The organism is Streptomyces caelestis (assembly GCF_001279005.1).
GTDB lineage: Bacteria > Actinomycetota > Actinomycetes > Streptomycetales > Streptomycetaceae > Streptomyces > Streptomyces heliomycini.
Window position 1 is genome coordinate 23,873 of the sequence record NZ_LGCN01000235.1, and the last position, 14,148, is coordinate 38,020.

General features: G+C 70.0%; 11 protein-coding genes. 7 read left to right on the forward strand and 4 right to left on the reverse strand.

Annotated features, from left to right (window positions below):
• Window positions 1–2: 2 nt before the first annotated feature.
• Genes aepY through ADK41_RS30925 form a run of 4 tightly spaced genes read right to left on the reverse strand, consistent with a single transcriptional unit; the run spans window position 3 to window position 4,319 of the window.
• Entirely contained in the window at window positions 3–1,166 is a 1,164-nt protein-coding gene (gene aepY, locus ADK41_RS30910; protein ID WP_078662208.1) for a phosphonopyruvate decarboxylase, read from the reverse strand.
• Window positions 1,167–1,208: 42 nt separating this feature from the next.
• Entirely contained in the window at window positions 1,209–2,372 is a 1,164-nt protein-coding gene (locus ADK41_RS30915; protein WP_063756627.1) for a nucleotidyltransferase family protein, read from the reverse strand.
• 11 nt (window positions 2,373–2,383) lie between these two features.
• The gene (gene sbnA / locus ADK41_RS30920) at window positions 2,384–3,406 is read right to left on the reverse strand and encodes a 2,3-diaminopropionate biosynthesis protein SbnA (protein ID WP_051843634.1); all 1,023 of its coding nucleotides are present in this window, start codon (window positions 3,404–3,406) and stop codon (window positions 2,384–2,386) included.
• A 46-nt stretch (window positions 3,407–3,452) separates the two neighbouring features.
• Window positions 3,453–4,319: an isocitrate lyase/phosphoenolpyruvate mutase family protein gene (locus ADK41_RS30925; protein ID WP_030835965.1), complete on the reverse strand. Its 867-nt coding sequence runs from the start codon at window positions 4,317–4,319 to the stop codon at window positions 3,453–3,455.
• Window positions 4,320–4,735: 416 nt separating this feature from the next.
• Between ADK41_RS30925 and ADK41_RS30930 the strand changes: the two genes are divergently transcribed.
• The 7 genes from ADK41_RS30930 to ADK41_RS30960 all read left to right on the forward strand — a co-directional run.
• Window positions 4,736–5,749, forward strand: coding sequence for an ABC transporter ATP-binding protein (locus tag ADK41_RS30930; RefSeq protein WP_234319151.1), 1,014 nt, complete (start codon window positions 4,736–4,738; stop codon window positions 5,747–5,749).
• A 65-nt stretch (window positions 5,750–5,814) separates the two neighbouring features.
• The gene (locus tag ADK41_RS30935) at window positions 5,815–6,546 is read left to right on the forward strand and encodes an ABC transporter permease (protein WP_030835971.1); all 732 of its coding nucleotides are present in this window, start codon (window positions 5,815–5,817) and stop codon (window positions 6,544–6,546) included.
• Window positions 6,543–7,319: an ABC transporter permease gene (locus ADK41_RS30940; RefSeq protein ID WP_030835974.1), complete on the forward strand. Its 777-nt coding sequence runs from the start codon at window positions 6,543–6,545 to the stop codon at window positions 7,317–7,319. Before ADK41_RS30935 ends, ADK41_RS30940 begins: the two co-directional genes overlap by 4 nt.
• 16 nt (window positions 7,320–7,335) lie before the next feature.
• Window positions 7,336–8,688 carry a condensation domain-containing protein gene (locus ADK41_RS30945; protein ID WP_037805278.1) on the forward strand — a complete coding sequence of 451 codons (1,353 nt, stop codon included), beginning with the start codon at window positions 7,336–7,338 and terminating at the stop codon, window positions 8,686–8,688.
• Between the two features lie 62 nt (window positions 8,689–8,750).
• Window positions 8,751–12,722, forward strand: coding sequence for a non-ribosomal peptide synthetase (locus tag ADK41_RS30950; protein ID WP_051843638.1), 3,972 nt, complete (start codon window positions 8,751–8,753; stop codon window positions 12,720–12,722).
• A 17-nt stretch (window positions 12,723–12,739) separates the two neighbouring features.
• A complete protein-coding gene (locus ADK41_RS30955; RefSeq protein WP_030835979.1) occupies window positions 12,740–12,970 on the forward strand; it encodes an MbtH family protein in 231 nt (76 codons plus the stop codon).
• Window positions 12,967–14,148 (forward strand): amino acid adenylation domain-containing protein (locus tag ADK41_RS30960; RefSeq protein ID WP_051843640.1); only part of this gene is annotated, 1,182 nt, incomplete at its 3' end. The genes ADK41_RS30955 and ADK41_RS30960, both read left to right, overlap by 4 nt.

Consider the following 14,148-nt stretch of genomic DNA (forward strand, 5'->3'; position numbering starts at 1 on the left):
TCTCAGCCGAGAACGGCCCCCGCGAAACGGGCCGCCGCCTCCGGCGGGGCGAGAGCCGGCCGACCGAGCGAGGGATCGGAGCCCGGACGGATGCGGACGCGCACGAGGTGCGGACCGGGCGTCGCGCGCGCCCGCTCGGTCGCCGCGCGCAGGCCGCAAGCGTCGCTGACGTCGGCGGCGCTGGCGTAGCCGCAGGCCACGGCCACAGCGCAGAAGTCCACTCCCGCCGAGAAGGTGGATTGGCCACCGGTCGATTCATAGGCCTCGTTGTCCAGGACGATGTGCAGCAGCCTTCGAGGGGCCTGTCGCCCTATGGTCGCCATGGCCTCCAACCGCATCAGTGCCGCCCCGTCGCCGTCGAGGACGATGACGTCCCGCTCGGGCGCGCCCAGTGCGACGCCCAGGCCGATGCTCGACGCACACCCCATGGAGCCGACCACGTAGAGGTTGGCCGGCCGGTCCCGGTCACGTTCCAGTTCCCGCGCGGTTTTGCCGGTGGTCGCCACCACCAGGGTGTCCGGTGCTGCCGCGTCCACGACAGTGGTGATCGCCTCCGCCCGCAGCATCGGCGCGGCCGCGGCCCGGGGTGCGTCGCGGACCCGCCGATACGGTGCGAGGGCGCCCTTGTGCACAAGGAAGGCGTACGGAAGCCCGGTGCCGTCCATGTGGTCGACAGCCCTCGCGAGTGCCGGGCCCAACTGGTCCGCGCTGCCGGGGAATTCCTCATGGCGGATCTTCATCGCCGTCAGCAGGTCCGGGGTGATCTCCCCCATCAGCTGATGCTGCGGTTCGTCCTTGTGCCCGGGCTCGCCCCGCCAGGTGATCAGGAGCAGAACGGGCAGGCGCAGCGTGTGGCACAGCGAGGTCAGCGGATTGACAGCATTGCCGAGACCCGAGTTCTGGAGGATGACGACGGGCCGGCGGCCGGTCAGCCGCGCCCCGGCCGAAATCGCCACCGCCTCACCCTCGTTGGCCGCGGCGAGATAGGCCCGCGGGTATTCCGACTCCAGCGCGCTGATCAACGGCCCGAGGAAGGAGCACGGAACACCTGTGAACGGTCCGAAACCGGCCTGCGCGAAGGTTGCGGCGACGACGGAGGCGTCGAGTGCCCTGGATGACGCACGGCCGACGCGGGTGTCCGGTGCTGTGCGGGCGGAGGGCTCCACTGCCGGTTCTCCTTTCGCTGGGCCTGCGGCTGCGGCTGCGGATCAGGCGTGGGGGACGTTGGACTGCGCACTGTCCCGGCCACGCCGGGAGTCGAAGAGCCGTTCCAGGAAGGGCAGCGACCAGCGGGCGGTCCGGCCGTCCAGGGTTCCGTACTGGTCGAGGTAGCCGGTGTCCTCGGGGCGCAGGCCGTCGAGGACCTCCGCCGGGATCGCGCCGGGGTAGAGGACGTCGGTGTGGTGGAGCGCGTAGTAGGCGATTTCCGTCGCGTCGTACTGCTTGGTGCAGTCGGTGAAGTCGCCCCACTCGGCGCCGGTGAGCCTCGCGGCGAACAGCCCGACGTCCAGGAACTTGCTGATCTGGAGATCCACGCTGTCCTCGATGAACCGCAGGCTCGTGGCCTCCTTGTGCAGGTGGGAGCAGAGGTCGAGGAGAGCGTCGACGGGCGCGGCCACCCATGTGTCGGTACCGCACAGGACGGCGGGAACCCTGCGCCGGAGCAGTTCGGCGGCGCCGGCGCTGCGGCCGGACTTGCGCTGGAAGATGTCGTGGCACAGGTCCACGTTGTACTCCGGCACGTCGGGCCGGTTCCCGGGCTTGAGGTAGGGCAGCTGATTGCTGAGGTTGAGCCGCCAGAACAGCTGGGTCTCGCGCTTGAAGGGTTCGATCCTGTCGCCGTCGGCGGCCAGGTTCCCCTGCACGTAGCCCATGCGTGTCAGCACGTCGCGGGCGGCGGGCGCGTCGGCGCGGTCGACCAGGAGGTCGAGGTCGCTGATCCGGCGTACCGAGATGTCGTGGTAGACGTCCTCGGCCAGGGAGAAGCCCTTGCGGACGGCGTAGGGGACACCCGCATCCGCCAGTTCCCTGAACACGAGACCGAACTCGTCATGGAGTGCCTGGTTGCGCTGCCGGTTTCCGACGTGGCCGGTGGTGAAGACCCAGGGGTACGGAAAACCCTTCGTCCCCTCGACGGCCCGGTCCAGCCGGTAGGTGTGCACGTGGCGGCCGACCAGCGGGAGGAGTTTGTGCCGGGCCGCAGCATCGAGGAACGCCCCCCAGTCGAGGTCGTCGCGGGCCGCGAGGGAACGCGCGAGTGCCAGGTGGTCCGCGTCCAGCCGGAGCCGGGCCAGCACCAGGAGCAGCCGGGCGAACGGAGGGAGTTCCGATGCCTCCGAAGGTTCCGGCCAGGTGCTCGGACTGCGCTTCACAGATTCCTCCGTCATTGCTGCCTCTCTTCGCCCGGCCGGCGGGCGGGTGTCCCCGGACCGGCGGGCGGGCACTTGTCAGGACCTGACGCGCCGGGGCCGTACGTGCCCTCGACCCAGTCGTCGTCGTACAGCGTGTCGAGATACCGGTCGCCCAGGTCGGGGGCGAGCGCCACGGCGGTGAGGGTGTCGGCGGCGTCCTGCCGGGCGAGCCAGCTCTCCGCTCCGCTCACCACCGTGCCGGTGGAGCCGCCGGCGAGGACGCCCCGGCGCGCGAGCCGTCGGCACATGCGCACCGTGTCGGTCTCCGTCACCCGCACCAGGTCGTGGGCGAGTCCGTCGGTGACGAAGGGCATGGTCTCGCTGGCTCCCAGGCCAGGGATGTGGCGGGGTCCGGCGGGCATCCCGAAGTTGGCCGACCCCACGCTGTCGACCGCCACGATCCGCACGCGGCGGAAGTTCTCCCGGAAGAATCGCGCGCACCCGGCGAGTGTGCCGCCGGTTCCCGCGCCGACGAACAGGACGTCGAGGTCGGGGAACTGCTTGGCTATCAGTGGTGCGGTCAGCTCGTAGTGGGCCATCCAGCTCGCCGGGTTCTGGTACTGGTCGAGGCAGACATAGTCGGCGTGCTGCTCGCACAGTTCCCGTACCCGGCGTTTGCGCGCCGCGAGGTAGCCGCCGCTCGCGTCGAGGCCGTCGACCACCTCCACCTCGCTGCCGAGGGCCTTCATGAGCTTCATAGTGGTCGGGCTGCACTTGGGGTCGGTCACGCAGACGAACCTCAGCGATCTGGCCGCCGCGACGACGCTCAGGGCCACGCCGAGATTGCCCGAGGAGGACTCCACCAGGGTCGTCGTGTCCTTGATGACTCCGCTGCGGATTCCTTCCGTCACCATGGAGACCGCGGTACGCAGTTTCACCGATCCCGCGAAGTTGAAGCCTTCGCACTTGAGCATCACGTTGATGCCGACCACGGGGTCGAGGTTGAGATAGACATCGGTGTCGAGCAGTTCGTCCGCTGCGGAGATTATGGCCAACTCCGACCTCTCATCGCCTGGCGTCGCGGCGGGTCCGCTTCAAGCCTCATGCCTCGAGCTCGCACCAGGCATCGAAGCGCTGGAGCGCGAAGACGTCCTGCACCGACGCGATGGAATCCTCGACCGCCGTGGTGTCGCCGTTCGCGTAGACCGAGCGATAGGTGCTGCGCAGGGCGCTGACTGTGGCGCGCAGACCGTGATTGGCGTAGATCACGGCCGATATACCGGCCTTCTTGATGTCGTCGATGTGCCAGTCGGGATACGTGGTCGGCACGATGACGACCGGGCACCGGAAGTCCCAGCCGTCCAGGAAGCTCATGATCTGGTCGTGTGTCTTCTGCTTGGAGTGCACGAGGACCGCGTCCGCGCCGGCGTCCGCGTAGCGGCGGCAGCGCTCCAGTGCCGCTTCCACACCGAGGCCGCTGATCATGGCCTCGGTCCGGGCGATGACGAACATCTCCGGACCGGACTGCGCCCGCTTCGCCGTGTGGATCTTGCGGGCGAACTCCTCGGCGGATTCCAGGTGCTGGCCGCCGTTCGCGAAGCTGTTCCGCTTCGGGAACTGCTTGTCCTCGATACAGACGGCGGTCAGGCCGGCGGCCTCGAACTCATGGACCATGTGCGCGACGTTGAGGATGCCGCCGTAGCCGGTGTCGCAGTCCGTGACGACCGGAATGCTCAATGCCTTCTGCGTGTTGGCGGCCACCTGAAGGTACTCGGACATGCTGAGCAGGCTCGCGTCGGGAAGACCTCGTGACGAGGAAACCTCCAGGGAGGAGGACCAGACCGCCTGGAACCCGGCCTCCTCCGCCAGCAGGCCGCCCAGCGCGTCGTGCGCGCCGGCCACACGCACCACGCCGTCCTTCGTGCCGTCGAGTACGGAGCGAAATGACGGATAACTAGTGCGCTGCATTATGAATACCCCTCGACATTTCTGAAGAACCGGGCGCAAACACACTCACAGAACCGCCTCAAGCAGCGAGGAATTTAAGTCTCTGTGGGTAAAAAAACTGCCATCGCTTTTCTTGATCGGCACAACGATAGACGACCACTCTTCCCACAGCAAGACTTGGTAACGACTGGCCGGATTGCACCCTCTCCCCTCACTCCCATCTCGACGGATGCAGACAGGAGAGCTCCAGATCAGGCCACACACCGGAATGCCATCGAGGGACCAAAAGGGGCACAGTGGAGGAAACGGCAAGGCGATACGTCGGTCATGGCGCGAGCCGAGGGGAACTTTCCGGCCGACATCAACTTTCACCGTTGATGTCGGCCGGATCAACGCCTTACGATCCCGTCAGTCCTCGACCAAAGCGCGGTGGAGGCATGGAGGTGCCATCCGACCTCGAGGGGCGAGAGGTCCAAATGCTGGACAGTATTGCTACACCGGCAATCGCGATCGACGACCTGACACGCACCTTCAAAGGGCCTCAGGGCCGTGTGAAACACGCCATCAACGGACTTTCTCTCCGTGTCGAGCGGGGCGAGATGGTCGGCCTTCTCGGGCCGAACGGGGCGGGAAAAACCAGCACGGCGAAGATATTGATGACCGTTCTCCTGCCGACTTCCGGTAAGGCCGGCATCCTCGGTCACGACGTCGTGCGCGACCCCCAGACCGCGCGTCGGGTGACAGGTGTCATCCTCGGCGGCGACGCGGGGCTCTACGCGCGCCTGACGGCCGTGGACAATCTGCTGCTCTTCGCGGATCTGTACGGCATCCCCTACCGGGAGCAAAAGCCCCGGATTCGCGACCTGCTCGACATGGTGGGCCTTCTCGGCAACGAACGGAAACGGGTGGAATCCTTCTCCCGCGGAATGAAGCAGCGTTTGCACATCGCCCGCGGTCTGCTGCACGATCCGGACGTCGTGATCCTGGACGAGCCGAGCAACGGCATCGATCCGGTCGGGGCCCGTGAACTGCGCGCTCTCATCCGCGAACAGGTGCGCGACGGTCGCAGTGTGCTGCTCACCACGCACTACATGTTCGAGGCCGACGAGCTGTGCGACCGGGTCGCGGTGATGCGCGACGGTACGAAGATCGCTGAGGGCACTCCGGATTCCTTGAAGAAGCAGACGGACGGTCAGGTGGTCCTCACGGTCACCGTCAGCGGCGTGGGCGAGGACCACGTCGGCCGGCTGCGCGCCCTGCCCGGTGTCCGCTCGGTCGGTCTGACGGAGCACGGCGGCAGCCAGACCCTCGACGTGCACAGTGGCCAGGAGACGGACGTGACGGCCGCGGTCCTCGCCGAACTGCGAGGCCTGTCCGTCATTCAGGTCTCCAAGCGCGAGCCGACCCTTGAGGACGCGTACGTCTCCCTCATCTCCCAGGACCGCCGGTGACGGCGGGACGGCTGGACCGCCTGGGCACGAGTGCCGGCTTCCTCGCTCGTGCGTGGCGGTACGAGATGAGGCAGTTGATCCGGACCCGGCTGTACGTCTTCCTCGCCATACTGCTCCCCCTCATCTTCGCCTCGATGGCCTTCTACATGTTCCGGGGCTCCGGCAAGCAGGACGCCCCGATGTCGGTGGCCCTGAGCGCGGCGCTGATGGGCATGTGGTCCTCGACGCTCCTGGGTTCGGGCAACGCCATCACCCGGCTGCGGCTGATGCAGTTGCTCGAACCCCTGGTCGCCAGCCCCCGCTCGACGTTCCTCGTGACCCTGCCGTTCGCGATCGCGACATCGTCCCTGGGAGTCTACGGGCTGCTCGTCACGCTCGGCTGGAGTGCCGTGCTCTTCGACATGCCGCTCCACCTGGAGCACCCGATGCTCTTCTTCGTCGCGGTACCGGTGACCGTCGTCGCACTCGGCATGCTCGGCCTCCTCATGGCCTCCGCCTTCATCCTGTATCCGACGGCACAGTCGCTGGCCAACTTCTTCGAGTTCCCCGTGTGGATGCTCAGCGGCATGCTCGTCCCGATCTCCACCCTCCCCGACCCGGTGCAGAAGATCTCCTACCTGCTGGCTCCCACCTGGGGCGTGAAGGCGCTCACCGGAGCGGCTGTGGGCAACGGCAGCGCGGCGGAGGCGATCGGCATGTGCCTTCTGCTCACCTGCGTCTACCTCGCCATCACGCTGCTGCTGCAGAGGAGGTTCGAATGGTTGGCACGCTCCAGCGGAACGCTGGCCCTTCAGTGACGTGGCGCCTGTTCTTCGTGGCGGGCTGGCGCTCCTACCTCGCCCTGTTCCGCTGGCTGCGGCCGTCGGCGTTCATCCCGACCGTGATCGGCGTCCCGGTCGTCCAACTGATCTGGGCGGTCCACCTGGGCCGCTACCTCGGCGCCTACCCGCCCGACTACTACGTGGTCGGCAATGCTCTGCACGCGTGCGCGATGGCCGGTCTCTTCGCGCCGGCCCACTCGATCCAGGGCGAGAGATACGGCGGTACGCTCACCGCCCTGCTCGCCACCCCGGCCAACCGCGCCGTCATGTTCAGTGGCCGCGTCCTTCCGGCCGTGCTCACCGGGGCGTTCACCTCCGCGGTGATGCTCGGCGTCGGAACGGCGCTCGACTGGGTGCACGTGCCTCTCGGCTCCCTGCCCATGCTGGGGCTCACCCTGCTGGTCACGGCCCTGTCGTGCAGCGCCTGCGGCCTCGTCGTGGGAGCGGTCGGGCTGCGGACCCGCGAGGCCACGTTCCTCGCCAACGTGGTGCTGTACTCGATGCTCCTGCTGTGCGGCGTGAACATCCCCTTCGCCTGGCTCCCCGGCTGGCTGGCCGCCGTCGGTCACGCCATGCCGATGTCGCAGGGGATCGAGGCCGCCCGCCGTGTGCTGTCGGGGGCCGGAGGGGCGCCGGGACTGCTGTGCTGGGAACTGCTCAAGGCGGCCGTGCTGGTGCTGCTCGCCCTGTACCTGCTACAGGTGCTGGAGCGCGGCAGCCGTGAGAAGGCGTCCCTCGACGATGTGTGAGAGAGCGGAGAACCTCATGGCGACGGCGAACAGCGCTCCTCTGACATTCGGACAGCTCTCCGTCTGGCGGGTCATGGCCGACTGGCCCCACGAGCGGTGGCCGGAGACGTATTTGACCGGTGTGGTGGGGACTCCGGCCGACTGCGACGCGGACCGGCTCGTGGCCGCCTTCGGCGTGCTCTGCGAGCGCCACGAGTCGCTCCGCACACGCTTCGCGGACACCGCACGGGGGCCGGTCCAGGTGGTGGACCCGGCGGCCGGCGAGGTGACTGTGCAGACCGTCGAACGGCCGGTTCGCACGGCGGACGAGGCCGCGGCGGCCGGACGGGAACTGGCCCGCGACCGCATCGACCGCGCGCGTGAACACGCCCGCCGCTTCGCCCTGGTGACCGACGGGGGACGACCCACGCATGCGGTGATCACGACCGACCACATCGTCGCCGACGGTTTCGCGATGGGACGGCTCCGCGCGGAACTGACCGCACTGATCGGCGGGGACAGCTCGGAGGGCCGGCGTTGGCTGGAGGAGAGGCCCCCACAGCCCTCCGCACTCGCCCTGGCCCAGCAGTCGGCCGCCGGCCGGGCGCGCGGCGACGCCGTCCTGCGCTACTGGCGGGATCTGCTGGCCGCGCTGCCCGCGGACACGTTCCCGGTGCCCGACGCGGCGGGCGGCAGCCCCGGACGCATCGAGGCGGTGCTCCGCTCGCCTCGCGCCCGCGCCTCGCTGGCCGATGTCGCGAAGCAGCGCGGACTGGCACCGCACGACGTGCTGCTGGCGCTGACCTCCCTCGCCGTCGCGGTGATCGAGGAGACCACACGGGTCGTCATGACGCTTCAGTCCAGCAACCGGTTCAGCCCGCCCTGGCGGACCGTCGTCAGCTCCATGAACCAGTATGCGCCGATGATGCTCGACACCGATCCGGCGCCGCGCACGTTCGACGACTACGTCCGCCACGTGCAGCGCACCGCGCTGAAGGCCTATCGCTTCGGCTCGTACGACATCGACGAAGTCGACGCCCTGGTGCGCGCGGAACGCGGGAGGGCGCCCGGCTACGACCACTTCTACAACTTCCTGGCCCACGACGTCACACAGACCGCCCCCTCCGGCGGCGCCGATCGTCCCGGCCGCGTCGAGGCGACCCGTCCCCACCGCCAGATCGGCCCCCGGTTCGACGTCAAGGTGCTCGGCGGGCCCGAGATGCCGGTCGTCGTGCGGGCCGACCCGGGCCTGGTTCCCGCCCCGCGGTTGCACGCTCTCCTGAACTGGTACGACGAGGAACTGCAGCGGCTGGCAGGCGACTCCGTGAGCAGCCCGGACGCGCTGATTCGACGATGCGGGAGGGCCTTGGAGCGCGCGGTCCCGGCCTGACTCCCACGAGCAGTGGAACGCCCCGCACGCCTGTGATTCCCCCGCTGATCAGGAGGCTCGTCGTGCTGCCCCTCTCATTCGCCCAACGACGGCTGTGGTTCCTCGAACGTGTGGAGGGAACCGGAGCGACATACAACCTGCCCCTTGCTCTGCGCCTGCGCGGGCCGTTGCGGGTCGACGCCCTGCGGCTCGCGCTGGGTGACGTCGTGCAGCGGCACGAACCGCTGCGGACCGTCTTCCGCGAGAGGGACGGTGAGCCGTACCAGGACGTCCTCGACTCCGACGCCGGCCACCCCGGAATGCCGCTCGTCCCGTGCGACGCGGACCGGCTGGACGAGGAACTGATGGCTGCTGCGGCCGTCCCCGTCGCGGTCGGCAACTCCGAGCTCCCGCTGCGCGCGACCCTGTTCAAGACAGGTCCCGGCGACCATGTCCTGCTGCTCGTCGTCCACCACGCGGCGATGGACGGCCAGTCGGTCGACACCCTGCTGCGTGATGTGTCGACGGCCTACCGCGCCAGGGTCGGCCGGTCGTCCGCGCCGTCCTGGGACGGGCTGCCGGTCCAGTACGCGGACTACACCTTATGGCAGCGGGAGCTGCTGGGGGACGCGCAGGACCCCCGGAGTCTGCACGCCGTGCAGGCCGCCTTCTGGAAGCGGACCCTGGCCGGCCTGCCCACTCCCCTGCCGCTGCCCGTCGACCGGCCGCGGCCGGCGGTGGCGAGCCACCGGGGCGCCGCCGTCCCCTTCAACTGCGACGCCAAGCTGCACCACGCGCTGACGGAGCTGGCGCGCGAGCACCGGTGCACCCCGTTCATGGTGGTGCACGCCGCCCTGTGCGTGCTGCTGACCCGGCTGGGATCCGGCCCCGACATCGCGATCGGCTCCGCCGTCTCGGGGCGCGTGGACGAGGCCTTGAACGACCTCGTCGGCTTCTTCGTCAACACGGTGGTACTGCGCGTCGATCTCTCGGGCGATCCCGGCTTCGCCGAGGTGCTCAGAAGGGTGCGGAAGGCCGATCTGGACGCCTACGCCCACCAGGACCTGCCGTTCGACCTGGTCGTCGAAACCGTCAACCCGGTCCGCTCACTGGCGCACAATCCCCTGTTCCAGGTGATGATGAGCTTCGAGAGCGACCCGGCGCAGGAACCGGACTTCGGTGAAGTGCGGGCCGCCGTCCGTCCGCTGGCCCCGCTGCCGACCGCGAAAACCGATCTCACCTTCCAACTCGTCGAGCGGCAGCGGGGTGGAGCGCAGGGCATCGAAGGCCACCTGGAGTACGCGACCGATCTCTTCGACGCCTCCACGGCCGAGTCGATCGTCTCGCGACTACTCACCGTCCTCGACGCGGTCACCACGGACCCTTCCCTGCGGGTGAGCGAGATCGGCCTGCTCACGGAGGCGGAGCGGCGCCTGGTCATGGAGGACTGGAACGCGACACGGCGCGAGCTGCCGGTGACGACGCTTCCCGAGGCGCTCTCGGACCAGGCCCTGCGCACCCCGGACGCGCCGGCCGTCATCGACGGCCGGCGAACGCTGACCTATGCCGAACTCCATACACGGGCCGACCGGCTGGCCCGGTACCTCAACGACATCGGTGCGGGACCGAGAACGGTGGTGGCGCTGGCTCTGCCCCGGTCGGCCGACTTCGTCGTCTCGGTTCTCGCCGTCGTCAAGGCGGGGTGCGCCTATCTCCCCCTGGACCCCGAGCACCCGGTGGAGCGGCTCGCCCACATGCTGCGCGACGCGCAGTCGCCCTGCGTACTGACTGATCGCACCACCTGTGCGGCGCTGCCCGACGACGGGCCGGCCGCCGTCTTCGTCGACGAGCCGCTGCCGCCGGTGGCTCGCGGCAGGACGACCCGCCCGCCCGCTCCGCACGACCCGGCGTACGTGATCTACACCTCCGGGTCCACCGGACTTCCCAAGGGCGTCGTCGTCTCCCACTCGGCCATCGACAACCGCCTGCGATGGATGCAGGACACCTTCCCGCTCACGTCCGGGGACCGTGTGCTGCACAAGACCCCCTGCGGCTTCGACGTGTCCGTCTGGGAGCTGTTCTGGCCGCTGCGCGAGGGCGCCGCCATGGTGGTGGCCCGGCCCGGCGACCACCGGGACCCGGCGCGTCTGGCCCGCACGGTGCGGGAACACGGCGTGACGGTCACGCATTTCGTGCCCTCGCTGCTGAACCACTTCCTGGCCGAGCCGGCCGCCGCGGCCTGCACCGGGCTGCGCCGGGTGTTCTGCAGCGGGGAGGCGCTCTCCCGGGACACCGCGGACGCGTTCCACCGTCTGCTGCCCGGCGTCGCCCTGGAGAACCTGTACGGGCCGACCGAAGCGGCCGTCGACGTGACGTGGCACCGCTGCCGGCCGGGCGAGCGGGGCCCGGTGCCGATCGGCAAGCCGGTGCACAACACACGCGTCCACGTCCTGGACGAGACGCTGCGGCCCTGTCCCCCCGGTCTCCCCGGCGAGCTCTATCTCGCGGGCGCTCAACTGGCCCTGGGTTATCTGGGCCGCAGCGCCCTGACCGCGTCCCGGTTCGTCGCCGACCCCTTCGGTCCGCCCGGATCACGCATGTACCGCACCGGCGACATCGTCCGGTGGCGTGCGGACGGCTCGATCGAATACCTCGGACGCGAGGACACCCAGGTCAAACTGCACGGGCAGCGCCTGGAACTCGGCGAAATCGAAAGTGTATTGGGCGCTCGGGCGGAGGTCGGCTCCGTCTGCGCGGTACTCCGCTCCGACGGCGGCGAACAGCGGCTGGTCGCCTACGTCACACCGGCGTGCGGCCCGTCCGGGAGCGAAACGGCCGGAGCCGTCCCGCAGCCGGGCCGGCTGCGCGAACATCTGGCGGGCCGGCTGCCGGCGTACATGCTGCCCTCGGACATCGTGGTCGTGGACCGCTTCCCTCTCACCACCAACGGCAAGCTCGACCGCGCGGCCCTGCCGCCTCCGCCGTCCCCCGGGACCGCCGGGGGCCGCGCCCCGCGGACTCCGCAGGAGCGGGCCGTCGTCGAGGTCTTCGCCGAACTGCTGGGCCTGACGGGCATCGGCGTCGACGACGACTTCTTCCGCGCGGGCGGCACGTCCTTGCTCGCCATCCGGCTGGTCCGCCGTCTGCGGCAGGTCCTGGGAGCGGAGATCTCGGTCCAGACCGTGTTCCGGCGTCCGACGGCGGCCGCGCTGGCACGCCATCTGGCCGAAGGCCACGCGGAGCCGGACGGGCTGGCCCCGCTGCTGCCCCTGCGCCCACAGGGCAGCGGCCTCCCGCTGTTCTTCGTCCACCCCGGGACGGGCCTCAGCTGGTGCTACTTCAGGCTGCTGGAACACCTGGACTGCGAACGGCCCGTGTACGGCCTCCAGGCCCGCGGCCTGAGAGCGGACGACGACGCGTCCGAACTCCCCGCAAGCGTCGCGGAGATGGCCGACGACTACGTCCGGCGGATCAGGCAGGCTCAGCCGACGGGCCCTTACCATCTGCTCGGTTGGTCCTTCGGCGGACAAGTGGCGCATGCCATGGCCGCCAGGCTGCGGGCGGCCGGCGAGGCCGTGGGCCTCCTGGTGGTGTTCGACAGCTACCCCGGCACCGGGGACGTGGGAGAGCCGGCCGGCCAGGAGGAGGTGCCGGCGGACGCGCTGCACGGCTTCTTCGACGGCGCGCACGGCGCCGGCATCACCCCCGGCGTCGTCGACGACGTGCTGGTGGGGCGACTGCGCCGGAGCTTCGCGCCGCTGAGCGACGCCGACCCGCGCGACGTACGGTCGACGGTCGGCGTGGCGGTGAACAACGTGCGCCTCATGAGCCGTTTCGTGCCGGACCTGTTCGACGGCGACCTCGTCCTCGTGACGGCGGCCGACGGCTCGCCGCACGACAGCCGGCCGGACCGCGGCTGGGGCCCGCACGTCGGCGGGCGCGTCACGGTCCTGCACGTCGACTGCGGCCACTACGAAATGTTCGGCACGGCGGTCGCCGACGTCGGTCGGCTGCTGTCGCAGGTCCTGAGGGCGCCCGCGTCCACACAGGCATGACCACAGGAGGAACTTCCATGGGCAACCCCTTCGACGATCCCGACGCCTCGTTCCACGTCCTCGTCAACGACGAGGACCAGCACTCACTGTGGCCCGCCGACACCCCGGTGCCCGACGGCTGGACCGCCGTGCTGAGCAACGCCTCGCGCGAGGCGTGCGTGGCCTACGTGGACGCGCACTGGACCGACATGCGGCCTCGGAGCCTGGCACGGGCCATGGACACGGCCGACGCCCGGGGCGAGGCATGAGGCAGCCCGCGGACCGCGACGCGGTCACCCCCGGCGACCTGTTCGCGTGGCAGGCGCGACGGCGGTCCGACGCGATCGCCGTGGAGTGCGCGGGCGAGCAATTGACGTACGGACAGCTTGATGAGGAGACGGACCGCCTCGCACGGCTGCTCCTCGCGCACGGCGCCGGACCCGAGCACCCCGTGGCGATCGGTCTACGGCGTTCGGTGCGGCTCGTCGTCGCCCTGCTCGCCGCGACGAAGGCGGGGGTGCCGTACGTGCCCGTCGACCCCGGGCATCCGGCCGAACGCAATGCCCTCATCCTGCGCGATGCCGCACCGGCACTGGTGCTGGCCGTCTCCGGCACCCCTGTCCCGGGCGCCGGCGACCTCCGCGGCCTGCCTCATCTCCTGCTCGACGAACTCCGCGTCCCGGGGCCGGCGGACGTCCCGTCCGCACCCGACGCGGATCTCCTGCGGGTGCGTCCTCCGAATCCGCAGGACATCGCCTACACGTTGTACACCTCGGGGTCGACCGGCACGCCCAAGGGGGTAGCGGTGACCTACGCCAACATCCTCAACCTGCTGCGTTCCTTCGCGAAGCGGCTCGCGCTCCGGCCGGAGGACCGTTTCCTCGCCGTCACGACCGTCGGATTCGACATCGCCGCGCTGGAGCTGTTCGTACCGCTGCTGAGCGGCTCCCGATTGGTGCTCGCCACCGAGGCGGAGCGGGAGCCCGGCCGGCTGGCCCGGCTGATCGAGCGGCAGCGGATCACCGCGATGCAGGCGACGCCCTCACTGTGGCAGGTACTGCTGGAGGAACCGGTGGACCTGTCGGGGGTGCGCGTCCTGGTGGGTGGCGAGGCGCTGCCCACCAGGCTCGCCAGGGACCTGCGCCACCGCGCCCGCGAAGTCACCAACGTCTACGGCCCCACCGAGACCACGATCTGGTCGACCGCGGCGACCCTGGAGTGCGAAGAGCACACGGAGCGCCCGCCCATCGGTGTGCCCATCGACCGGACCCGGACGTATGTCCTGGACCGGGAGTTGCGGCCCGTCGAGGACGGCGTGGAGGGCGAACTGTACATCGGCGGCGCCGGTGTGGCGCGGGGGTATGTGAACCGTCCGGGTCCGACGGCTCAGCGGTTCGTCGCCGACCCCTTCGGACCGCCCGGGACCCGCATGTACCGCACCGGGGAC